The organism is Verrucosispora sp. WMMA2121, assembly GCF_027460185.1.
In the GTDB taxonomy this organism is placed as follows: domain Bacteria; phylum Actinomycetota; class Actinomycetes; order Mycobacteriales; family Micromonosporaceae; genus Micromonospora; species Micromonospora palythoicola.
The window spans coordinates 939,010-959,616 of the sequence record NZ_JAPZBH010000004.1 but is presented as its reverse complement, the minus strand read 5'-3'; the positions used below and the strand labels follow the sequence as shown (position 1 = coordinate 959,616).

General features: G+C 72.4%; 21 protein-coding genes. 11 read left to right on the top strand and 10 right to left on the bottom strand.

Annotated features, from left to right (window positions below; all coding sequences use genetic code 11):
* Positions 1–49: 49 nt before the first annotated feature.
* Positions 50–1,531, bottom strand: a complete 1,482-nt coding sequence (locus O7605_RS05125; RefSeq protein WP_269738714.1) for a glycosyltransferase family 39 protein — start codon at positions 1,529–1,531, stop codon at positions 50–52.
* A 402-nt stretch (positions 1,532–1,933) separates the two neighbouring features.
* Between O7605_RS05125 and O7605_RS05120 the strand changes: the two genes are divergently transcribed.
* The 4 genes from O7605_RS05120 (at position 1,934) to O7605_RS05105 (ending at position 5,344) form a co-directional block, all read left to right on the top strand.
* Positions 1,934–3,625, top strand: coding sequence for a nitrite/sulfite reductase (locus tag O7605_RS05120; protein WP_269738143.1), 1,692 nt, complete (start codon positions 1,934–1,936; stop codon positions 3,623–3,625).
* Entirely contained in the window at positions 3,622–3,783 is a 162-nt protein-coding gene (locus tag O7605_RS05115; protein ID WP_269738142.1) for a hypothetical protein, read from the top strand. The genes O7605_RS05120 and O7605_RS05115 overlap by 4 nt, the downstream gene beginning before the upstream one ends.
* Complete coding sequence (locus O7605_RS05110; protein ID WP_269738141.1) at positions 3,780–4,544, top strand: phosphoadenylyl-sulfate reductase; 765 nt, start codon at positions 3,780–3,782, stop codon at positions 4,542–4,544. Before O7605_RS05115 ends, O7605_RS05110 begins: the two co-directional genes overlap by 4 nt.
* Before the next feature lie 89 nt (positions 4,545–4,633).
* Positions 4,634–5,344 carry a sirohydrochlorin chelatase gene (locus O7605_RS05105; protein ID WP_269738713.1) on the top strand — a complete coding sequence of 237 codons (711 nt, stop codon included), beginning with the start codon at positions 4,634–4,636 and terminating at the stop codon, positions 5,342–5,344.
* Between the two features lie 162 nt (positions 5,345–5,506).
* On the opposite strand, the gene O7605_RS05100 is transcribed toward O7605_RS05105, so the two are convergent.
* Together O7605_RS05100 and O7605_RS05095 are read right to left on the bottom strand one after the other, a co-directional pair.
* The gene (locus O7605_RS05100) at positions 5,507–5,764 is read right to left on the bottom strand and encodes a WhiB family transcriptional regulator (protein ID WP_007072794.1); all 258 of its coding nucleotides are present in this window, start codon (positions 5,762–5,764) and stop codon (positions 5,507–5,509) included.
* Between the two features lie 445 nt (positions 5,765–6,209).
* Complete coding sequence (locus O7605_RS05095) at positions 6,210–7,154, bottom strand: diacylglycerol/lipid kinase family protein (RefSeq protein ID WP_269738140.1); 945 nt, start codon at positions 7,152–7,154, stop codon at positions 6,210–6,212.
* A gap of 42 nt (positions 7,155–7,196) precedes the next feature.
* Here O7605_RS05095 and O7605_RS05090 point away from each other — a divergent pair, with 42 nt between their 5' ends.
* Complete coding sequence (locus tag O7605_RS05090) at positions 7,197–7,586, top strand: hypothetical protein (RefSeq protein ID WP_269738139.1); 390 nt, start codon at positions 7,197–7,199, stop codon at positions 7,584–7,586.
* A gap of 19 nt (positions 7,587–7,605) precedes the next feature.
* Here O7605_RS05090 and O7605_RS05085 read toward each other — a convergent pair whose 3' ends face one another.
* Both O7605_RS05085 and sodN read right to left on the bottom strand, forming a co-directional pair.
* Positions 7,606–8,013 carry an anti-sigma regulatory factor gene (locus O7605_RS05085; RefSeq protein WP_164447716.1) on the bottom strand — a complete coding sequence of 136 codons (408 nt, stop codon included), beginning with the start codon at positions 8,011–8,013 and terminating at the stop codon, positions 7,606–7,608.
* A gap of 212 nt (positions 8,014–8,225) precedes the next feature.
* A complete protein-coding gene (sodN, locus tag O7605_RS05080; protein WP_093405250.1) occupies positions 8,226–8,630 on the bottom strand; it encodes a superoxide dismutase, Ni in 405 nt (134 codons plus the stop codon).
* Between the two features lie 25 nt (positions 8,631–8,655).
* Here sodN and O7605_RS05075 point away from each other — a divergent pair, with 25 nt between their 5' ends.
* From O7605_RS05075 to O7605_RS05065, 3 genes are all read left to right on the top strand, one after another.
* Positions 8,656–9,048, top strand: coding sequence for a S24/S26 family peptidase (locus tag O7605_RS05075; RefSeq protein ID WP_269738138.1), 393 nt, complete (start codon positions 8,656–8,658; stop codon positions 9,046–9,048).
* Between the two features lie 135 nt (positions 9,049–9,183).
* The gene (locus tag O7605_RS05070; protein ID WP_269738137.1) at positions 9,184–10,362 is read left to right on the top strand and encodes an NAD(P)-dependent malic enzyme; all 1,179 of its coding nucleotides are present in this window, start codon (positions 9,184–9,186) and stop codon (positions 10,360–10,362) included.
* 64 nt (positions 10,363–10,426) lie between these two features.
* Positions 10,427–11,389, top strand: coding sequence for a zinc-binding dehydrogenase (locus O7605_RS05065; RefSeq protein ID WP_269738136.1), 963 nt, complete (start codon positions 10,427–10,429; stop codon positions 11,387–11,389).
* A 14-nt stretch (positions 11,390–11,403) separates the two neighbouring features.
* Here O7605_RS05065 and O7605_RS05060 read toward each other — a convergent pair whose 3' ends face one another.
* Positions 11,404–12,384 (bottom strand): alpha/beta hydrolase family protein, encoded by a 981-nt coding sequence (locus O7605_RS05060; RefSeq protein WP_269738135.1) that lies wholly within the window; start codon positions 12,382–12,384, stop codon positions 11,404–11,406.
* 68 nt (positions 12,385–12,452) lie between these two features.
* Between O7605_RS05060 and O7605_RS05055 the strand changes: the two genes are divergently transcribed.
* Positions 12,453–12,620, top strand: coding sequence for a hypothetical protein (locus O7605_RS05055; RefSeq protein ID WP_269738134.1), 168 nt, complete (start codon positions 12,453–12,455; stop codon positions 12,618–12,620).
* A 12-nt stretch (positions 12,621–12,632) separates the two neighbouring features.
* Here O7605_RS05055 and O7605_RS05050 read toward each other — a convergent pair whose 3' ends face one another.
* Entirely contained in the window at positions 12,633–13,751 is a 1,119-nt protein-coding gene (locus O7605_RS05050; RefSeq protein ID WP_269738133.1) for an acetate/propionate family kinase, read from the bottom strand.
* Positions 13,748–15,832: a phosphate acetyltransferase gene (gene pta, locus O7605_RS05045; RefSeq protein WP_269738132.1), complete on the bottom strand. Its 2,085-nt coding sequence runs from the start codon at positions 15,830–15,832 to the stop codon at positions 13,748–13,750. The genes O7605_RS05050 and pta overlap by 4 nt, the downstream gene beginning before the upstream one ends.
* 392 nt (positions 15,833–16,224) lie before the next feature.
* Between pta and O7605_RS05040 the strand changes: the two genes are divergently transcribed.
* Positions 16,225–17,100, top strand: coding sequence for a hypothetical protein (locus tag O7605_RS05040; protein WP_269738131.1), 876 nt, complete (start codon positions 16,225–16,227; stop codon positions 17,098–17,100).
* Entirely contained in the window at positions 17,093–19,288 is a 2,196-nt protein-coding gene (locus O7605_RS05035; protein WP_269738130.1) for a bifunctional polysaccharide deacetylase/glycosyltransferase family 2 protein, read from the top strand. The genes O7605_RS05040 and O7605_RS05035 overlap by 8 nt, the downstream gene beginning before the upstream one ends.
* A gap of 63 nt (positions 19,289–19,351) precedes the next feature.
* On the opposite strand, the gene O7605_RS05030 is transcribed toward O7605_RS05035, so the two are convergent.
* Positions 19,352–20,416, bottom strand: coding sequence for a glycoside hydrolase family 6 protein (locus tag O7605_RS05030; RefSeq protein WP_269738129.1), 1,065 nt, complete (start codon positions 20,414–20,416; stop codon positions 19,352–19,354).
* 4 nt (positions 20,417–20,420) lie between these two features.
* Positions 20,421–20,600 (bottom strand): DUF6104 family protein, encoded by a 180-nt coding sequence (locus tag O7605_RS05025; protein ID WP_269738128.1) that lies wholly within the window; start codon positions 20,598–20,600, stop codon positions 20,421–20,423.
* Between the last annotated feature and the right edge of the window lie 7 nt (positions 20,601–20,607).

Here is a 20,607-nt window from a genome sequence, read left to right as displayed (position 1 = left end):
ACGGTTCCGGTGCCGATGAGTCACCTGTCGGGAGCGGGGGAGTCGATGCTCAGCCGCGTCGGGTGAGCAGCGCGAGCGTGATGCCGGGCCGTGGCCACACCCGGGCCACCGCGAAGCGGTCGCGGAGCGCGTCGCCCTTGGCGCCGGGCACGGCGGCCAGTGGCTCGGCTCGTCGTCCGGCCAGCACCAGCCAGACCCGGTCGACATTGTCCAGGCACTCCGCCGGCCGGCCGCACTCGGTGGCCCACAGGTCACCCCGGCGGTCCTGTCCCTCGACCAGCAGCGCGTCCTGCGGGGTCCGGCCGCCGAGGTGATAGCGCAGGCCGAGGTCGAGAAAGAGCCAGCTGTCGCGCGGCGAGTAGACCACCGCGTCACCGGGCTGCCGATCGCTGCCGACGATCTCGGCCACCGCCCGGTAGTCCACGGTCGCGCTGCGTGGCCACTCGTGGGTGCGGCGTAGCGCGGCCTGGTCGGGCAGGCCGAGCAGGCCGGTCAGCGCCACCACCGCGAGCGCGGCGGGCAGCCGGGCGGAGGCGAGTGCCGCGCCGGCCAGCAGGCAGCCGAAGGGCACCACGAAGACCAGGTAGCGGGGCACCCAGATGGGGACGACCAGCCCGGCGAGAAAGAGCAGCAGCACCGGCACCAGGACGCAGCTCACCGGCAGCAGCCCCCGGCGGCCCGCCCGGGCCGCGCCGAGCGCGGCGAGTCCGAGCAGCACGCCGCCGACCACACCGCTCTGCGTCACCCCGCCGGCCAGCGCCGCCAGGTCGCCGGGCCGGGCGGCGTCCACCCAGTCGAGCTGCCGGGCCCGCTGGCCCTGGGCCACCAGAGCCAGCGGCGCCACCGCCACCGCCACCACCACGGTGGCCAACCAGTACCCGAGCAGCCGGTCCGGCGCCCCGCGCTTCCCGCCACCGCCGGACCCGCCGGCCCGGCCCTCGACGCCGCCACCGGCGGTGGGACCGGTCCGGACACTTCCGGTCAGCACGGCGACCGCGTGGGCGGCGAGCAGGGTGAGGGCCACCAGGTGGGTGAGCCCGAGGGCGATGGTGGCCGCCGCGTAGCCGACCCAGCGCCACCGGCTTGGCCGGCGCAGCGCGTCGACCAGCAGCAGCGTGCTCAGCACCGCGAGCGCGCCGGCCAGGGCGTACGGCCGCGCCTCCTGGCCGTACCGGGAGGTGCCGGGCAGCACCGCGAACAGCAGGCCGGCGAGGGTTCCGACGCGGGTGTCCCACAGCCGGTGTCCGAGTACCGCGATCAGCCCGGCGGTCGCGGCCATGGCCAGGGCGGAGGGCAGGCGCAGGGCGGCCACCGAGTCGCCGGCCAGCGCCAGCCAGGCGTGCATGAGCAGGTAGTAGGGGCCGGTGGCGGCGTCGATGGTGCCGGCCAGTCGGAACAGGCCGGCCAGACCTCGGGTCGCCGCACTCCAGGTCGCCAGCTCGTCGCGCCAGGGCTGGGCGGAGTCCAGGCCGGCAAGCGTCGCCAGCAGGGTGACCGTCGCCGGTACCAGCCACACCGGCACCGCGCGCAGCCGCCCGCCGCTGAGCCGGACGCCGATTCCGGCAACCGGGATCGACTTGTCGGACAAATCGCCCACATTGCGAGCCTGCCACACGGTGACGCTCGGGGGAGCCGGCAGCGACCGCCCGTGATGTGGGATCGCGCACGCGACCATTGGCCGCCCCGGCGGAGGTGTGGCAGCATGACGGTTATGACTGCCGCTGTCGTGCGCCGCTTCGTGGCTCGACGCCACGTTGATTACGGCCGCGTGCGCAGCGCCATCTGTCCGGCTCACTGACGACGCCCGACCATCCCTGCCTCGGGCACGCAGCGCGCCGGCCGTGCAGAGACATCGCTGTCCACGGTCCCTCCGGGAACCGGTCGTCGCGCGCTCAGCCCCACCGAGGCGCAGCAGACAACGGAGGACGCCGCGATGGCAGTCAGCGAGATTCCGGCCCGCCCGCCGCGGGCGCCCCGGCGCCCCCGCGGTGAGGGCCAGTGGGCGCTCGGGCATCGAGAGCCGCTCAACCCCAACGAGCGGATCAAGAAGGACGACGATCCGCTGAACGTCCGGGCGCGCATCGAGAACATCTACGCCCACCGTGGCTTCGCCTCGATCGACCCGCAGGACCTGCGCGGGCGGTTCCGGTGGTGGGGCCTGTACACCCAGCGGAAGGCGGGCATCGACGGCGGTCGTACCGCTGTGCTGGAGCCGCACGAGCTGGAAGACGAGTTCTTCATGCTGCGGGTACGCGTCGACGGCGGCCAGCTCGACCTGACCCAGCTGCGCACCATCGCCGAGATCTCGCGGGAGTTCGCCCGGGACACCGCGGACATCACCGACCGGCAGAACATCCAGTACCACTGGATCCGGGTCGAGGACATGCCGGAGATCTGGCGGCGGCTGGAGTCGGTCGGGTTGCAGACCACCGAGGCGTGCGGCGACTGTCCCCGGATCGTGCTGGGCAGCCCGGTGGCCGGGGTGGCCGAGGCCGAGCGGATCGACCCCACCTCCGCCATCGACGAGATCGTCAAGCGGTACGTCGGCGACAAGCAGTTCTCCAACCTGCCGCGCAAGTTCAAGTCCTCGATCTCCTGGCTGGTGGACACCCCGTACGAGGCGAACGACATCGCCTTCCTCGGTGTCGACCACCCGGAGCACGGCCCGGGCTTCGACCTGTGGGTCGGTGGCGGGCTGTCCACCAACCCGATGTTGGCCCAGCGCCTCGGCGTCTGGGTTCCGCTGTCCGAGGTACCCGACGTCTGGGCCGGCGTGGTGGGCATCTTCCGTGACTACGGCTACCGCCGGCTGCGCCACCGCGCCCGGCTGAAGTTCCTGGTGGCCGACTGGGGGGTGGCGAAGTTCCGGGAGGTGCTGGAGAAGGAGTACCTCGGCCGGACGCTGCTCGACGGCCCCGCACCGAAACTGCCGGAGCGGCCGATCGACCACATCGGCGTGCACCGGCAGCGCGACGGCCGTAACTACGTCGGCGCCGCTCCGGTAGTCGGGCGGGTCTCCGGCACCCAGCTCGCCCGGCTCGCGGACGTGGTCGAGGCGCACGGCAGCGAGCGGGTGCGCCTGACCCCGTACCAGAAGCTGCTGGTGCTCGACGTGCCGCCGGAGCGGACGGAGTCGCTGGTCGCCGGCCTGCGGGAGATCGGCCTGGAGGCCCAGCCGTCGGCTTGGCGGCGCGGCACCATGGCCTGCACCGGCATCGAGTACTGCAAGCTCGCCATCGTCGAGACCAAGGCGCGTGGCGAGGAACTGGTGGCCCGGTTGGAGCAGCGACTGCGCGACTTCGACGCGGACATCTCCATCCACATCAACGGTTGCCCCAACGCCTGCGCCCGCACCCAGGTCGCCGACATCGGCCTCAAGGGGCAGTTGGTGACCGGGCCGGACGGCCGCCAGGTGGAGGGCTTCCAGGTGCATCTCGGCGGTGGGCTCGGCATGGCCGAGGGTCGCACCGCCGGCTTCGGGCGCAAGCTGCGCGGCCTGAAGACGACCGCCGAGGAGCTGCCCGGGTACGTCGAGCGGCTGGCCGAGCGCTACCTGGCCGGCCGGACCGAGGGTGAGACGTTCGCCAACTGGGTGATTCGGGTCGACGAGGAGGAACTGCGATGAGTGGTGAGACTCGTTCCGTGCCGCTGTACTGCCCGTACTGCGGCGAGGAGGATCTGCGGCCGAGCGAGACCGGGCATGGCGCATGGGAGTGCCACGCCTGTGCGCGGGTCTTCACGGTCCGGTTCAGTGGCCTGCTCTCCCGGGCGGTGACCCGGTGAGCGCCCTGGTCTCCGCCGCCGGCCTGGGCCTGGTCGGCACCACCGCCGTGGCCACCGCCGATCCGTCCCGACGCGACCCGGACGAGCTGCGGGCGCTCGCCGAGCGGGCCGGCCGGGAGCTGGAGGGCGCGCCCGCGCCGGAAATCGCGCGGTGGGCGGCGGAAACCTTCGGGGACCGGTTCTGCGTGACCAGCTCGATGGCCGACGCCGTCCTCGCCCACCTGGTCTCCCGGGTCGCACCCGGGGTGGACGTGGTCTTCCTCGACACCGGGCTGCACTTCCCGGAGACCCTCGCGGTCCGCGACGAGGTGGCCCGCACCCTCCCGGTGAACGTCCGTTCCATCCGGCCACGACTGACCGTCGGTCAACAGGATGGCCAGTACGGACCGCGGCTGTTCAACAGGTCCCCGGACGAATGCTGCCAGCTGCGCAAGGTGGAGCCGCTGGAGCGGGCGCTCACCGACTATGACGCGTGGGCCGCCGGCCTGCGTCGCGACGAGTCGCCGACCCGCGCCAACACGCCGGTGGTCACCTTCGACGCGCGGCGGGGCAAGGTGAAGGTCAATCCGATCGCGGCCTGGACGCAGGCGGACGTCGACGCGTACATCGCGAGGTGGAACGTGCCGGTCAACGAGCTGTTCCGGCGTGGCTACGGCTCGATCGGCTGCTGGCCGTGCACCCGGCGGACCGGAGCCGGTGAGGACCCCCGGGCCGGTCGCTGGGCGATGTTCGAGAAGACCGAGTGCGGGCTGCACGTCTGAGCGGAGGCGCCGGCCCGATCGGGCCGAGCGACCCCCGGCCGGCCGGCGCGCCGGGTTCGGTTGGTGCTTCCGGGCCGGTTGGCGAGCCGCTGCTGCTGGTCGCCCATGGCAGCCGCGATCCGCGCGCGGCCGGCGCGACCAGGGCACTGGCTCGGGCGGTCGCCGCCGCCCGCCCGGGTGCGCCGGTGTTGGCGAGTTGGCTCGACCACACCGAGCCCGGCCCGACCGAGGCGCTACAGGGGCTGGCCACGGCCGGGCATTCCCGGGCGGTTCTGGTGCCGCTGCTGCTGACCGCCGCGTACCACCGTCGGGTCGACATCCCGGCGGCCGTGGCAGCGGCCCAGCGAGCCGGGCCACCGATCCAGGTGCGGGTCACCGACGTGCTCGGGCCGGTGGGGGGCGAGGTGGACCCGGCGCTGCTGGCCGGGCTGCGGCGACGGCTGGACGAGGCGGAGCCGGGGGCGTGTGACGCTGTGGTGCTGGCTGCCGCGGGAACCAGGGACGCCGCGGCGCGCGGATCTGTCGGCCGGGTGGCCGCCGCGTTGGGCGCGGCCCTGAACCTTCCGGCCCGGGTGTCGTACGCCTCGGCGGCACCGCCGGATGCCGGCGCGGCGGTGACCCGGCTCCGGGCGGCTGGCGCGCGACGGGTGGCCGTCGCCGCCTATTTCCTGGCCCCCGGGCTGTTCCACGATGCGGTGACGGCGTCTGCCCGGGCGGCTGGCGCGATCGCCGTGGCGTCCCCGTTGACCGACGCGCCGGACCTGGTGGACCTGATCCTCCGCCGAACCACTCCCACCTGACGACTCTCTGCTGCTCGGGGGCCGTGCAACTTCAGGGTTGTTGCGGCCTCATTTCCCGTCGACCCAGCACTGTCAGAGAAGTTGTGGGGATCATGAGCGGGCAGCAGAACGCCCCGGCGGGCTTGGCCGGCCGGGGCGTCTCGCTTCGTACGTGTGTGGTGGTCAGGCGGAGTGAGCGCGCAGCACCCGGAGGCCGCCGCGACGCTTGACGGCGCGCCGCTCCTCCTCGCTCATCCCGCCCCAGACGCCAGCGTCCTGACCGGATTCCAGCGCCCACTGCAGGCACTGGTCGGTCACGGAGCAGCGCCGGCAGACGGCCTTGGCCTGCTCGACCTGCAGGAGAGCCGGACCGGACGTCCCGATCGGGAAGAACAGCTCCGGGTCCTCGTCGCGGCAGACAGCATGGTGACGCCAGTCCATGGCGGCAACACTCCTCATTCTGGATGGGTGGCAGATGTTGCTTGTTGGTGCTTTTCCTATATGCATCCGCATTGCCGACGGTGACGGTTCGCGTCCGCCATTTCGGCAGTGCGTGAGCAGGCTGTTGGCCCCGGGGGCCTGCTGGAAAAGCTCAACGTGCCGAGCATGTCCAGGCAATGTCCCGGTAACTCAAGTTTGCTTGTGAATACTTTCACGAACTCACGCGATGTCAAGGGTGACGCTCGGAAAAACTCCGGACGGTGAGCAAGCCCACAACCCATTTGTCCGGGTTCCAGATCTCTCCGGCTACCCGTCGTACCACAGTCGAGGATCAATATAGTACAGTCCGCCGAACATTGCTGACATTTCCGGCATCCGTCCCGGGTGTCGCAGTCGTCGCGCCGGGGGTTGCCGCCGACCACCTCACCCCGGTGGTACCGGAGACCTAACAGATTACTCTGAGTGCGGCGGGAACGCTTGTGAATCTGACTTTTTCCCGCTCGCCAAGATAGTCGCCGTCGAGCTGGAACGCCTGCGGACGGCTCGCGACCAGCGTGAACTCGGCCACGTCGTGCAGCCGCAGCACCTGGCGACCGCGCGGATCGGGCGTCGGCGAGAAGAATTGCGTCACGGTGCGTGTCGTGCTGGCGACGCCTAGCTGGCGCAGGGCCAGCACGTCGAGCCCCAGGTCGAACGACGCGGCCGGATTCGGGTTGACCTCTCGGTCCCCGACGTACGTCCACGGGGCGGTGTTCTGCACGATGATCGTGGCCAGCTCACCCTCGGTCGCCTCGCCCGGGCGCTCCAACTGGATCGCCGGATGCCGGCGCTCGCTGCCCAGTAGGAACTGCGCGCTGAAGGCGCGGAAATAGAGCGAGGGGGAGGAGACCCGGCCCCGGCGGCGCGCCTCCTCGACCCGGTGGATCACCGACGCGTCGAGCCCGAAGCCGGCACAGAACGTGAAGTAGCGGTCGTCGGCCCGGCCGAGGCCGATCGTGCGGCGCCGGCCCAGCCGCAGTCCCTCCATGATCATGCTGGCGCCTTCCGGCCATTCCCGGGGCAGGCCGAGCGCCCGCGCGAAGACGTTCGTCGAACCGCCCGGCACGGTGGCCAGGGCCGGCAGCCGGTCGGCGGTCGGTTCGGCACCACCGGCGGTGGTCGCGGTCATCAGGCCGTTGACCACCTCGTTCACCGTGCCGTCGCCACCGAGGGTGACCACCGCGTCGACGCCCTCCTCGGCGGCCTCCCGGGCCAGCGTGGTGGCGTGGCCGCGCTGGCGGGTGTACCGCACGGAGAGGTCGACCTCGCTGCGCAGCGCTCGGACGAGGACGTCACGCGCACGCTCACTGGTGGTGGTGGCCTTCGGATTGACCAGCAGGACGGCCCGCATGGGCGGCACAATACCCCGCACCGCCACCGGTATCGTGACCGCGTGACCATCGACTCCGACCCGGCCCCCGTCACGCTGCGTTGGGCGGTCCGGCTACTGCGCGGCCAGGCGGTCGCCGTCGGGCTGGTCGCCGCCTGGCTGATCTTCGCGGATCTGACCGCCACCACCACCGACCTGACGTCGGCGCTGTTGGTGACGGCCTTCGCCATCGGTGCCGCGGCTGCCCTCTGGGCGCTGGGCGGCGCACTGCTGCGCCGGCGGGCCGGTGCCCGCGCGCCGGCCATCGTGCTTCAGCTCATGCTGTTGCCGATCGGCTGGTTCATGATCCAGGGCGGGCTCGGCTGGCTCGGCGTGCCGCTGATCGCGCTCGGCGTCGGCGTCACCTGGTTGCTGGTGAGCCCGCCGACCACCCGCGCTCTGGGCTTCGAGTGACCTGACCGGGACCCCCCGGTCACCAACCGGAGGCGCGCCGGGTGAGCAGCGAGATGGTCGCCCGGCCGTCGGCCGCTCGCGCCCCCGCCGAGGTGGTCAGCGCGGTGAGCACCTTCCACGCGAACGACGACTCCGCCGGCAGCCGGGCACCGGGCACCGTCGGCACGGTCACCTCGACGGTCAGCGCGTCCTCGGTGACCGAGAAGCGGCAGTCCAGTTCGGCATCCGCGGCGGCGATGGCGAGCAACATCGCGCACGCCTCGTCGACCGCGATGCGCAGGTCCTCGATCTCGTCCAGGGCGAACTGGAGACGGGCCGCGAGGCCGGCGGTGGCGGTACGGAGAACGCTCAGATAGCCGCCGTCCGCGGGCACGGTGAGGTGCACGATGTCGTCATCGGTCGTCGGCTGGCCGGTCAGTTGAGTCACCACTCATCCCCCCGGTCGGGGACTCTACCCGCTCGGGCCGCCAAACGGTTGACGACGCCTCAGCGCGGCGTTCGAGCGGCACGGGTGAACCACAGCGGAGAGCCGTACGGGAGCGAGGCCGAGGACCAACGCGTCGGCGGTCGACGCGTCCGCGAGGGACACGTCGACCGCCGACGCGATGAATCAACCTCAGGTGCCGTCCGCGGGCGAGGTCACGCCTGCTTGGTCTCCCAGAAGATCTTGGAGATCTCGTCGATCTTCTGGAGCAGCTCGTCCGCCTTGGTCGGGTCGGTGGCACCCTTGGCGCCGGCCGCCCCGGCGAGCTTGGTGGCCTCGTTGAAGAGCTGGTGCAGGTGCGGGTACTTCTCGAAGTGCGGGGGCTTGAAGTAGTCGGTCCACAGCACCCAGAGGTGGTGCTTGACCAGTTCGGCCCGCTGCTCCTTGATCAGGATGGCCCTGGTGCGGAACTCCGGGTCGGTGTTGGCCTGGTACTTCTCGCAGATCATTTTCACCGACTCGGCCTCGATGCGGGCCTGCGCGGGGTCGTAGACACCGCAGGGCAGGTCACAGTGGGCGCTGGCGCTCACGCGGGGCGCAAGGATGCGTGGAAGTCGCATCGGGATCCTCCATGGGAAGTTTGCGATGATCCAAGACGACATTACTCCTGGACGGTGGTCCCCGAGGCCGCTGGAGGTGAAACCCGTGCCCGCCCCCCGGCTGCGGTGGCCGCTGTCGGCCGTGCTGGTGACCGGACCGTCCATGGCACCCACGCTGCGCCACGGCGACGCGGTACTGGTGCGCCGGGGCGGCCGGGCGACCCGGCCCGGTGACGTGGTGATCGCGGTGTTCCGCAGCCGACCGGACCTGCTGGTGGTCAAGCGGGCGGTCCGCCCCGTCGACGGCGGCTGGTGGCTGGCCGGTGACAACGGCCTGGTCACCGACGACTCCCGCGCGTACGGAGTGGCAGACGTGTGCGGCCGGGTGGTGGCCCGGTACTGGCCCCGACCCGGCCGGGTGCCGCCAAGACCGTTATGAACCTGCTCACATACTGGACCCTCGGGCGTGACTATGCTCGGAAGTGCCCGGGTGACCCCCCGCACCGCCGCCGCTCGCTCGCCTCACCGTGCGCCCGACCGGCCGGCCCAGTTGCTCGATTCTTCTGGAGTCACCATGTCTTCGTCCACCGTGGACCCTGCTGATCCCGTCTTCCAACTGCACCGCGGCGGCAAGATGGCCGTCGTCTCGACCGTGCCGCTGACCAGCCGGGACGACCTGTCCCTCGCGTACACCCCGGGTGTGGCCCGGGTCTGCGAGGCGATCGCCGCCGACCCGACCCTCGCCCACGACTACACCTGGGCCTCGCGCGCCGTCGCGGTCGTCACCGACGGCTCGGCCGTACTCGGTCTCGGCAACATCGGCCCGAGCGCCGCGCTGCCCGTGATGGAGGGCAAGGCCGTGCTGTTCAAGCAGTTCGGTGGGGTCGACGCGGTACCGGTCTGCCTGGCGACCCAGGACGTCGACGAGATCGTCGCGGTGGTCACCGCGCTCGCGCCGTCGTTCGGCGGCATCAACCTGGAGGACATCAGCGCTCCCCGCTGCTTCGAGGTGGAGCGGCGACTCGACGAGGCGCTGGACATCCCCGTCTTCCACGACGACCAGCACGGCACCGCGATCGTCGTGCTGGCCGCGTTGCGCAACGCCGCGACGCTGCTCAACCGCAAGCTCGGCGACCTGCGGGTGGCCGTCAGTGGCGCGGGAGCGGCCGGCGTGGCGGTGACCAGGATGCTGGTGGCCGGTGGCGTGGACCCGGAGCGGGTGGTGGTCTGCGACTCCCGGGGCATCATCTCCCGGCAACGCACCGGCCTCACGGGGACGAAGGCCGAACTCGCCGAACTGACGAACGCCGACGGCCGGCACGGCGACGTCACCGAGGCGCTGCGCGACGCCGACGTGCTGATCGGGGTCTCCGGCGGGCTGATCCCGGAACGGGCGGTCGCCGGCATGGCCCCGGGTGGCATCGTGTTCGCGCTGGCCAACCCCACTCCGGAGGTGGATCCGGAGGTGGCTGCCCGACACGTCGCGGTGGTCGCCACCGGCCGCAGTGACTACCCGAATCAAATCAACAACGTGCTGGCCTTCCCGGGCGTGTTCCGGGGTGCGCTGGAGGCCCGAGCCAGCCGGATCACCGACGGCATGAAGGTCGCCGCGGCCGACGCGATCGCCTCCGTGGTGGCCGAATCGCTCACGCCCGAGGCCATCGTGCCCTCGCCGCTGGACCCCCGGGTGGCACCGGCGGTCGCCGACGCGGTGGCCGAGGCGGCCCGCCGGGACGGCGTGGCCCGCGCCTGAGTTGTGCGAAGGGCCCTGTCACCCACGCGCAGGGCCCTTCTTAACGGGCGCTCAGCTTGTTACGGTGCGGATCATGCGTGCCGCCTTCGCCTCCCGTTTCGACGACGCCGACCCGCTCGCCGCGCTCACCGTCGGTGAACAGCCCGAGCCGAGCCTGCCCGACGACGGCTGGGTGCCGCTGCGCGTCACGGCCAGCTCGCTCAACCACCACGACCTCTGGTCACTGCGCGGCGTCGGGCTCCGCGCCGAGCAGTTGCCGATGATCCTCGGCTGCGACGCGACCGGGGTGGACCCGGACGGCAACGAGGTGGTCGTGTACCCCGTCGTGCCGACACCGGGCGACCCGCGCGGGATGTCCATCCTCTCCGAGCACTTCCCCGGCACGCTCGCGGAGCGGGTGGCCGTACCCCGGTCGAACCTGCTGCCGTTGCCGGCGGGGCTGCCGGCGACCGACGCCGCGTGCCTGCCGACGGCCTGGCTGACGGCCTGGCGGATGCTCACCACCAAGGGTCGGGTCGACGACGCCGACGCGGTCCTGGTCCAGGGCGCCGGCGGTGGCGTGGCCACCGCGGCCGTCGTGCTGGCCGCCGCGATGGGCAAGCGGGTGTACGCGACCAGCCGCGACGCCGCCAAGCGCGACCGCATCACCGAGTTGGGCGCGACCGCCGTGGAACCGGGCGCGCGGCTGCCCGAACGAGTGGACGTGGTGATCGAGACGGTCGGTGCGGCCACCTTCGACCACTCGTTGAAGTCGGCCGCCCTGGGTGCCCGGATCGTGGTCTCCGGTGCGACCGCCGGCCACGAGCCCACCGTCAACCTGCGCCGGGTCTTCGCCATGCAACTGGAGATCCTGGGCACCTCGATGGGCACGCCCGACGAACTGGCCGCCCTGCTGGCGTTCTGTGCTGAGCGGGGAGTGCGTCCCGTGGTCGACAGCGTGGTGCCGTTCAGCCGCGTCGGCGACGCGTTCGCCCGGCTGCACTCCGGTGACGTCTTCGGCAAGGTGGTCGTCGACCACACCGCGTGAGTTCCGCGCGCCGCCTACAGGTTGTCGTCGAGGGTGGCGATGTCGTCGCGGGAGGCGGCGGTGGGGATGCGCTTGCGGGCTTCGGCGTCGCCGTAGAGCGTCCACCGCAGGAACTCGGTGGTGGTCTCGGCGACGACCCGCAGCGCGGCACCCTCGCCGCGCAGCAGGGCGCGGCCGTGGTCGCCGTCGGGCAGGCTCAGCATCGCCTTGGGCCACGGCACCTTGTCGTACACCGCCTTGCCGGCGGCGTACCGCACCACCTCGTCGGCCTCGCCGTGCACGAACAGCTGGGGAGCGGCGGCACCGGCGAACGCGGTGCCCACCCCCAGGCCGGTACCGGCGAAGACGATTCCGGCGGCCAGCCGCTCGTCGCGGCCGGCGGTGAACAGCCCGATGGTGGTGACCCCGCCCGCCGAGTGGCCGGCGGCGGCCACCCGGTCGGTGGCCAACCGCCCGCGTAGCGGGTCACCGTCGCGGGCGTCGAGGGCGAGCACCCGGGTCAGCGCGTACGACACGTCGGCCGGCTGGTTGAGCACGTCGAGCACGTTCGGCTCGTCCCCGCCGCGGGAGGTCTTCGGGAAGGTCGGCGCGGCCACCACGAAACCGGCGGACGCCCATCGGGTCAGCAGCGCCTGGTAGTCGTCGGGACGGCCGCCGAGGCCGTGGCTGAACATGATCACCGGAAACTTGCCGTCGGCGGCGTCGGCACCACTTGTCGGCTTTCCCCCGGCCCGGCCGGTCGCTGGATACCAGACCGTCACCGGCAGCGGCCGGTCGCCGTCGCGGTTCAGCTTGAGCTGTCGTACGCCGAGCGCGAAGGTGCCGTCCGGGGCGCTGCCGGCGGGGATCGCCGGTGCTGACGGCGCGGCAGTCGCGGTGGCCTCCGGTGTGGGCGTTCCCGCCCCTTCGGTGGGCTCACGGTCGGCGGAACACCCGACCAGAGCGCTGGCGACGAGGGCAGTGGCGACCAGAGCAGCGGCAGCACGACGTGACATGACTCCGATTGTGCCCGGCCCTGGTCCAGGGCACGGAGGGCTGGACCAGTTTCGCTAAGGTTCCCGGCATGGCTGAGAACTACACCGACCCGAGCGGCAACACCGAGGCGTTCCGCGCCTTCGCCAACCCGGAGGCCGCTCCGGCGGAGACGGCGTCGCGTACCGGTCTGATCATCGGAGCGGCCGTGGTCGCCGCGGTACTGCTCGCCCTCGCCACCTGGCTCGCCTTCGGCTGACCGGTCGGGGCGTCAGCCGCGGGCCGTGACCACGGCCCGGGCGGCGCGGGCGATCTCCCGCTCCTCGTCGGTGCCGATGACGCACACGGCGACCTCCGCGCCGTCCGGTGAGATGAACCGGTCGCCGCGGCCGTCGTTGCGGTCCGGGTCGACCGTGATGCCGAGCCGGCCGAGTCCGGCCAGCGCCGCCGTGCGTACCGGTGCCGCGTGCTCGCCGACCCCGGCCGTGAAGGTGACCGCGTCCACCCGACCAAGCAACGCGTAGTACGCCCCCACGTAGCCGGTGATCCGGCGGCAGTAGACGTCGAAGGCGAGCGTCGCGGCCTCGTCGCCGGCCGCCCGGCGGGCGAGCAGTTCGCGCATGTCGTTGACCCCACTGAGCCCGAGCAGGCCGCTGCGGTGGTTGAGCAGATCGTCGATCTCGTCGACGCCCAGGCCGCCCTCGCGGCGCAGGTGGAACACGATCGTGGGATCGAGGTCGCCACTGCGGGTACCCATCACCAGGCCCTCCAACGGCGACATGCCCATCGAGGTGGCGACGCTTCGCCCGCCGGCCACCGCGCACGCGCTGGCGCCGTTGCCCAGGTGCAACGTGATCGTATTGAGCTCCTCGTACGGCCGGTCCAGCAGCTCCGCCGTGCGTCGGGACACGTACGCGTGTGAGGTTCCGTGGAAGCCGTACCGTCGGATCGAGTACCGCTGCGCCACCGCGCGGTCGATGGCGTAGGTGGCGGCGGAGTCGGGCAGCGTGTGGTGGAACGCGGTGTCGAAGACGGCGACCTGCGGTACCTCCGGCAGGGCCTGGCGGGCCACCTCGATGCCGGCGAGGTTCGCCGGGTTGTGCAGGGGGGCCAGTGGCACCAGGTCGGTGATGGCGGCCAGTACCGCGTCGTCGACGAGCGTCGGTGCGGTGAACCGCCGGCCGCCGTGCACCACCCGGTGCCCCACCACGGTGAGGCCGGTCAGGTCCAGGCCGTCCAGGATCTGCCGGATCGCGCCGGTGTGGTCGCTCGGACCGCCGCCGGGCTCGCCGATCCGTTCCACGGTGCCCCGGTCCAGTACGCGCTCGCCGTCGTACAGCCGGTACTTGATCGACGATGATCCGCTGTTGAGCACCAGCACCTTGCTCACGGCTGCACCTCGGCGAGCGCGGCGGCCTGGATGGCGGTGATCGCCACGGTGTTGACGATGTCCGGCACGGTGGCCCCCCGGGAGAGATCGTTCACCGGCCGGCGCAGGCCCTGCATGACCGGCCCGACGGCCACCGCCCCGGCCGAGCGCTGTACCGCCTTGTACGTGTTGTTGCCGGTGTTCAGGTCGGGAAAGATGAAGACCGTCGCACGGCCGGCGACCGCGCTGCCCGGCAGCTTGGTGGCCGCCACGGCCGGGTCGATGGCCGCGTCGTACTGGATCGGACCCTCGACGGCCAGTTCGGGTCGGCGTTGCCGGACCAACTCGGTGGCCGCCGCCACCTTCTCCACGTCCTCGCCCGCGCCCGAAGCACCGGTGGAGTACGACAGCATCGCCACCCGGGGCTCGATGCCGAACCGGGCGGCCGTGTCCGCCGAGGAGATGGCGATGTCGGCGAGCTGGGCGGCGTCCGGATCACGATTGACCGCGCAGTCGCCGTAGACCAGCACCCGATCGGCGAGCAGCATGAAGAAGACGCTCGAGGCGACGGAGACCTCCGGCATGGTCTTGACGATCTCGAAGGCCGGCCGGATGGTCGCCGCCGTGGTGTGCGTGGCGCCGGAAACCATGCCGTCGGCGTGGCCCGCCCACACCATCATGGTGCCGAAGTAGTTCGGCTGGGCGACGATGTCGTGCGCCAGCTCGGCGGTGACACCCCGGTGCGCGCGCAGCTTCGCGTACGCCTCGGCGAACTCGTCGCGCCATGGGCTGCTCGCCGGGTCCACCACCCGCGCCTCGCCGATGTCCAACCCCAGCTCCCGGGCCCGCCGGGCCACCTCGTCCGACCGGCCGAGCAGGGTCAGGTCGGCGACTCCCCGGCGCAACAGGATCTCGGTGGCGCGCAGGATCCGTTCCTCGGTGCCCTCCGGCAGCACCAGATGTCGCCGTCCGGCCCGGGCGCGGTCGATCAGGTCGTACTCGAACATCAACGGAGTGACCCGAGCGGACCGGCTGACCCGGAGCCGGCCGGCCAGCTCGACGGTGTCCACGTGCGCCTCGAAGGCGCCCAGCGCGGCCTCCACCTTCCGGGGGTTCCCGGTGCTGGGCCGGCCCTCGATCCGGCTCGACGCGGCCACCGTGTGATAGCTGTCGCTGGTTACCGAGAGCACCGCGAGTCGGGCGTTCAGTGCCTCCACCAGACGCATCGCCCGGGGGGCGGGCGGCACCCCGAGAGTGAGCACCAACCCGGCCAGCGACACCTGCCCGGCCACGTGCGCGGCGCTCGCCGCCACCAGCAGATCGTCCCGGTCACCGGGCATGATCAGCAGTGCGCCCTCGGTCAGGTGTTCCAGCAGGGTCGGCACGTGCGCCGCGCCGACGACGTAGTCGAGCACGTCGCGGGCGAGCGCGGTCTCGTCCCCGGCCAGCAGCGTGGCACCCAACGCGCCCGCCACCTCCGCCACCGTCGGTGCGGACACGCTCGGCACCTCCGGGATGGCGTACGCGGGAACCGGCAACCGGGGCAACGCCATCGCCCCGGGAACCCGGTTGGCCAGCACCGCGAGCACGGTCGCGCCGAGGTCCGCGAGATCGTGGTAGGCGCCTCGGGCGGCTGCCGCGATCGCCGACGGCTGCTGCCCGTAACCGTCGACCACCGGTACCACGACACTGCCGAACTCGGTGGCCAGCCGGGCGTTGAAGGCCAGCTCACGTGGGCCGGCGGTGTCACCGGCGGTGGCGAAGTCACTGCCCACCACGACCATCGCCGCGAACCGCCGCTCCACCTCCCGGTACCGCTCGACGATCCGGGAGATCAGTTCTTCCCGACGACCGTCGGCGACCAGGGCGGTGGCCTCGGCGTACGTGGTGCCATTCAGGTCCGCCACCGGTAGGCCCACCCGGTAACGCTCGCTGAGCAGGGTCAGGATCGGGTCGGGGCGATCCTGCGCGACCAGCGGCCGGAACACGCCGATCCCGCCGACCTGCCGGGACAGCAACTCGGCGAGGCCGAGGGCGATCGTCGACTTCCCCCCGCCCGAGCCGACACTGGTCAGGTAAACGCTCCGGGCCACGGCACTCACGCTACAAGATCAGGGTGGTTCTCGCGTGGGTCCTCGGGCCCGCCCACCCGGGCCGTCCGGTGACCACCCGTCCGACGAGCGTCCGGCTGACCTCCGGCTCGGCCAGGAAGATCTTTATTTCGGCCCGACCGACCAGGGGCGGCAGCCGGACCATCCGGTCCCTACCGCCGCCGGCACGAGCGCAGCCGGTACGTTCGACCTGCTCGCGGCCGGTTTCGGCGAGCCACGGGGAGCCGGGTCGAGGCGCCGGGTCGCCTACCGGTCGAGGCGGTGCTCACCCTCCGCGCATCGACGCTCACGCGGCCGCGCCGTTCGTCGGGTGACCTGCGATCTCCGTCCCATCGCCGGGCTCCCCGACTAAGTCGAGAATTGTTCACTCCTAGACTCCCGGCATGACTGCGGACCCGCTGACCAGCGCCGATGCGGCCGACGGCGGGCGGGGACCCGAGCGGACCACGGCCACCGAACCGGCCGCGACGCCAGCGGCCGCACCGGCACCGACGATGGTGCCGCCCGCCGTGGCAGAGGCCCAGACAGAGGTGCGACCGGCCGTACCGGACGCGCCTGCGGTGGTGCCGCCGGTCGTGTTCGGTGCTCCGACCCCCGGGCAGCCGGCCGTGCCGGACGCGCCGACGGTGGTGCAGCCGGTGGTCGACGCGCCCACGGTGGTGCAGCCGGCGGTGCCGGACGCGGTAACGGTCATGCTGCCGCCGGTGGTGGACGCCCCCACGGTGGTGGTGCCGGGGGACAGCCCCACCACCGTGATGACCGCCGTGGCCCAGCCGCCGCCGGTCTTCGTGGATCCGAGCGGCCGACGTCGATCCCGGCTGCGCTGGATCGGGTACGCCCTGGGTCTGGTGGGCCTGCTCTACACCGGCCTGGTCGTGGCGAGCTTCGCGGGCGGCCCGGTGAACGCCGACACGGTGCTGCCCTTCGTGGAGCCGACCCGCCAGCCCTGGCAACCACCGCCGGCCCCGTCGATTCCCGTCGTGGAGGCACCGCCGAGCACGGCGGCTCCCCGGACCACGGGCGGTGGTGTGCCGCGCCCGCAGGCCACCCCGTCCCGGGCAGCCCGGACGGCGACCAGTCTCCCGGTGCCACCCAGTCGCGCCGCCTCGTCGCCACCGACGTCACCCGCGTCACCGCGACCCTCCCGGTCGACCGCACCCGTGGTCACCCCCAGCGTCGAGCCGTCCACCACGGCACCGGCGTCGCCGAGCGTCGCTCCATCGGACGGCGCCGACGAGGCCGCCCCCGCCGATGACTGAATCGCCGGCGCGGCGGTCCCGCCGGCCGGTACGCGGTCGCCGCGTCGTGCCGCCGCCGAGTTGGACCCTCTTCGGCGTCCTCTGTGCGGTGCTGGCCGCCGTGCTGCTCGTCGGCGCGTACGCCAACGCGTCCTTCGCGCCGGATCGTCAGCAGAGCCACCAGGGGCAGCGCGAGGTGCCGGCGGCGGTGGTCGCCGGTGGCCCGATCATCAGTAGCGCCGGTGGGCGGACCCGGTCGTACCGACTGCCGCCACGCACCGTCGCGCTCACCTTCGACGACGGTCCCGACCCGGTCTGGACCCGCGAGGTGCTGCGGGTGCTGGCCGCCCATCAGGTGCCGGCGACCTTCTTCGTGGTCGGTTCGCAGGTGGCCCGTCATCCGGAACTGGTCGGGGAACTGGCCGCCGACGGCCACGAGATCGGCGTGCACACCTTCACGCACCCGGACCTGACCGTGCTGCCCGACTGGCGGCGACGGATGGAGTACGCCCAGACCCAGTTGGCAATTGCCAGCGCGGCCGGAGTCCGTACCTCGCTGATCCGCTTCCCGTACTCCTCCTACGCCCAGGCCATCGACGATCTGGACTGGCCGGTGTTCGCCCAGGCCGGCGAGCTGGGTTATCTCAACGTGCTCAACGACACCGACAGCCGGGACTGGGCGTTGCCCGGCGTGGAGCAGATCCTCGCCAACGCCACGCCGCCCGGATACTCGGGAGCGGTCACGCTCTGGCACGACGCGGGCGGCGAACGGGCGCAGACCGTCGCCGCGCTCGACCGGTTCATCCCGCTGATGAAGGAGCGCGGCTACCGCTTCGTCACCGTCACCGGTGGCCTGAACCTCGCGCTGGCCGAGGCCGGCGTCGACCACCGGGTCGACACCGGCCAGCCGGCCGGTGCGGGGGAGCGCTGGCGCGGCCGGATGTTGATCTGGGGGGTGCAGGGCGCGGACCGGACGCTGGGTTGGCTCGGGTTCATCTTCCTGGCGGTGGGCGTGCTGACGGTGGGCCGTACCGTCCTGCTGCTCGTGCTCGCCGGCCGGCACGCCCGGCGGCGCCGCGCCCCCGACTGGGCCTGGGGTCCGCCGGTGACCGAGCCGGTCTCGGTGATCGTGCCCGCGTACAACGAGAAGGAGGGGATCGCCGCGGCCGTCCGCTCGCTGGCCGGTGGCGACCATCCGGGCGGCATCGAGGTGATCGTCGTCGACGACGGCTCCACCGACGGCACGGCGGAGATCGTCGAGGCGCTCCGGCTGACCAACGTCCGGGTCGTCCGCAAGCCCAACGGCGGCAAGCCGAGCGCGCTGAACACCGGAGTGGCGCTGGCCCGGCACGAACTGATCGTGATGGTCGACGGGGACACCGTGTTCGAGCGCGACTCGGTGCGACGGCTCGTCCAACCCTTCGCGGATCCGCAGGTCGGCGCGGTCGCCGGCAACGTCAAGGTGGGCAACCGCGACAGCCTGATCGCCAAGTGGCAGCACATCGAGTACGTCATCGGCTTCAACCTCGACCGTCGGCTGTACGAGACGTTGCGCTGCATGTCCACCGTGCCCGGCGCCATCGGCGCCTTCCGCCGGCAGGCGCTGCGCTACGCCGGTGGCCTGACCGACGACACGTTGGCCGAGGACACCGACATCACCATGGCGCTCGGCCGCGCCGGCTGGAAGGTGGTCTACGAGGAGACGGCCCGGGCCTGGACGGAGGCCCCGGCGACGCTGGGGCAGTTGTGGAAGCAGCGGTACCGGTGGAGCTACGGCACCATGCAGGCGATGTGGAAACACCGCCGCTCGCTTGTCGACCGGGGCGCCTCCGGCCGCTTCACCCGTCGCTGCCTGCTGTTCCTGAGCCTGTTCGGGGTGCTGTTGCCGCTGCTGGCGCCGGTGATCGATCTACTCGCGCTCTACGGCCTGTTCTTCCTCGACCGGAGTGCGACGGCGGTGGCCTGGCTGGTCATGCTCGCGGTGCAGACGCTCACCGCCGTGGTCGCGTTCCGCCTGGACCGGGAGAAGCTCAGCGTGCTGTGGGTGCTCCCATTGCAGCAGTTCGTCTACCGCCAGCTGATGTACCTGGTGATGATCCAGTCCGTGACCACCGCCCTCACCGGCGGCCGCCTAGGCTGGCAGAAACTCCGCCGCACCGGCCTGCCCCCCACCCCCACCCCCACCCCCACCCCCGCCAGCCCTCGTTGATCATGAGGTTAGCGGCAAATTTTGTCCGTTTTGTTGGCGCTAACCTCATGATCAACGGGTTGTTCAGGGGGCGATGAGCGAGATGGCGTAGGTGGGCCAGAACTGGCCGGCGGGGGGTTCGCCGGGACGGCAGTCGCCGTCGGACTCGCCGGGGAACTTGATCCAGAGCAGGGCGTCGACCCGCGGTAGGCCGGGGTCGGCGGTGGGTTCCTCGCCGATCGCCCGGCCCGGCGGGTTGCACCAACTCGGCGCACCGCCGACGCGCTCGGCCGGGTAGGGGCCGTTGCCGTTGCGGCTGGTGTCGACGACGAACGTGGTGTCCCCGCCGAGTGCGTCGGAGATCCGGTGGCCGTAGGTGACGTTGTCCGTGGTGCGGACGAAGTTCGCCACGTTGAGCGCGAACCCGTCGGCCTGATCGACGCCGGCCTGGCGCAGGGCTGCCGCCAACGCCTCGACGTCGCGGATCCACCCCGGATGCCCGGCATCGAGGTAGATCCGGGCCCTGCCGGTGCTGGCGAGCACGGTGACCGCGTCGCGCAGCAGGGCGAGCCGGCCGGCGGCGTCGCGGACACAGCCGGCCACCGCGTCGGGCAGCGCACCCGGTTCGAGGACGACGATCACCGGGCGGCCGGCGACACCGGCCGCGACATCGCGGATCCACGCCTGGTACTCCGCGCCGGTACGGGCGCCACCCTCGCCCTGCCGGCCGCAGTCGCGCTGCGGCACGTTGTGCACCACCAGCACGGGTGTCTGGCCCGCGATCGCGGCCTGCCCCAGGAAGGCGTCGACCTCGTCGCGCGCCGCGTCGCCGGTCAGCCACTTGGCGCTGGGCCGGCTGCCGATCGACCGCAGCGCCTCCGCCGCGGTCGAGTCACCCCGGGCCGCGCGCCGCTGTGCCTCCGCCTCGGCCGGATTGGCCGGGTCGAGATAGAACACCGAGGGCACGGGCGGCGGCGCGGAGCCGACCGGGTCGGGTGACCGAGGTGGAACGGGTTCGTCGGAACACCCGGCCAGCAGCAATGCCAGGGCGACGCCGGCCGCCACGGCCGCCCGGCGACCGGACACGATCGCGGGCACGCTCGGCGACGGCCCGCGTCGAGGCCGGGCGACCGCGCGGGTGGTGGACAAGTGATCAGTCTTCGTCTTCGTCGTCGAGCCGGGCCAGCCAGGTGGCGAACCGTTCGATCGGGGTCTCGAACTCCGGGTTCAGGTCGACGAAGTCACGCAGCCGCGTGCCCAGCCACTCCAGGCTGACCTGCTCGTCGCCGCGCCGCTCGACCAGTTCCTCGATGCCCCGGTCGGTGAAGTACATCGATTTT

Excerpts from the sequence above, each read along its gene's own strand:
- O7605_RS05120 (WP_269738143.1), top strand. The coding sequence starts at position 1,934 with ATGGCAGTCAGCGAGATTCCGGCCCGCCCGCCGCGGGCGCCCCGGCGC.
- O7605_RS05115 (WP_269738142.1), top strand. The coding sequence starts at position 3,622 with ATGAGTGGTGAGACTCGTTCCGTGCCGCTGTACTGCCCGTACTGCGGC.
- O7605_RS05100 (WP_007072794.1), bottom strand. The coding sequence starts at position 5,764 with ATGGACTGGCGTCACCATGCTGTCTGCCGCGACGAGGACCCGGAGCTG.
- O7605_RS05095 (WP_269738140.1), bottom strand. The coding sequence starts at position 7,154 with ATGCGGGCCGTCCTGCTGGTCAATCCGAAGGCCACCACCACCAGTGAG.
- sodN (WP_093405250.1), bottom strand. The coding sequence starts at position 8,630 with ATGCGACTTCCACGCATCCTTGCGCCCCGCGTGAGCGCCAGCGCCCAC.
- O7605_RS05075 (WP_269738138.1), top strand. The coding sequence starts at position 8,656 with ATGATCCAAGACGACATTACTCCTGGACGGTGGTCCCCGAGGCCGCTG.
- O7605_RS05070 (WP_269738137.1), top strand. The coding sequence starts at position 9,184 with ATGTCTTCGTCCACCGTGGACCCTGCTGATCCCGTCTTCCAACTGCAC.
- O7605_RS05060 (WP_269738135.1), bottom strand. The coding sequence starts at position 12,384 with ATGTCACGTCGTGCTGCCGCTGCTCTGGTCGCCACTGCCCTCGTCGCC.
- O7605_RS05055 (WP_269738134.1), top strand. The coding sequence starts at position 12,453 with ATGGCTGAGAACTACACCGACCCGAGCGGCAACACCGAGGCGTTCCGC.
- O7605_RS05040 (WP_269738131.1), top strand. The coding sequence starts at position 16,225 with ATGACTGCGGACCCGCTGACCAGCGCCGATGCGGCCGACGGCGGGCGG.
- O7605_RS05035 (WP_269738130.1), top strand. The coding sequence starts at position 17,093 with ATGACTGAATCGCCGGCGCGGCGGTCCCGCCGGCCGGTACGCGGTCGC.
- O7605_RS05025 (WP_269738128.1), bottom strand. The coding sequence starts at position 20,600 with ATGTACTTCACCGACCGGGGCATCGAGGAACTGGTCGAGCGGCGCGGC.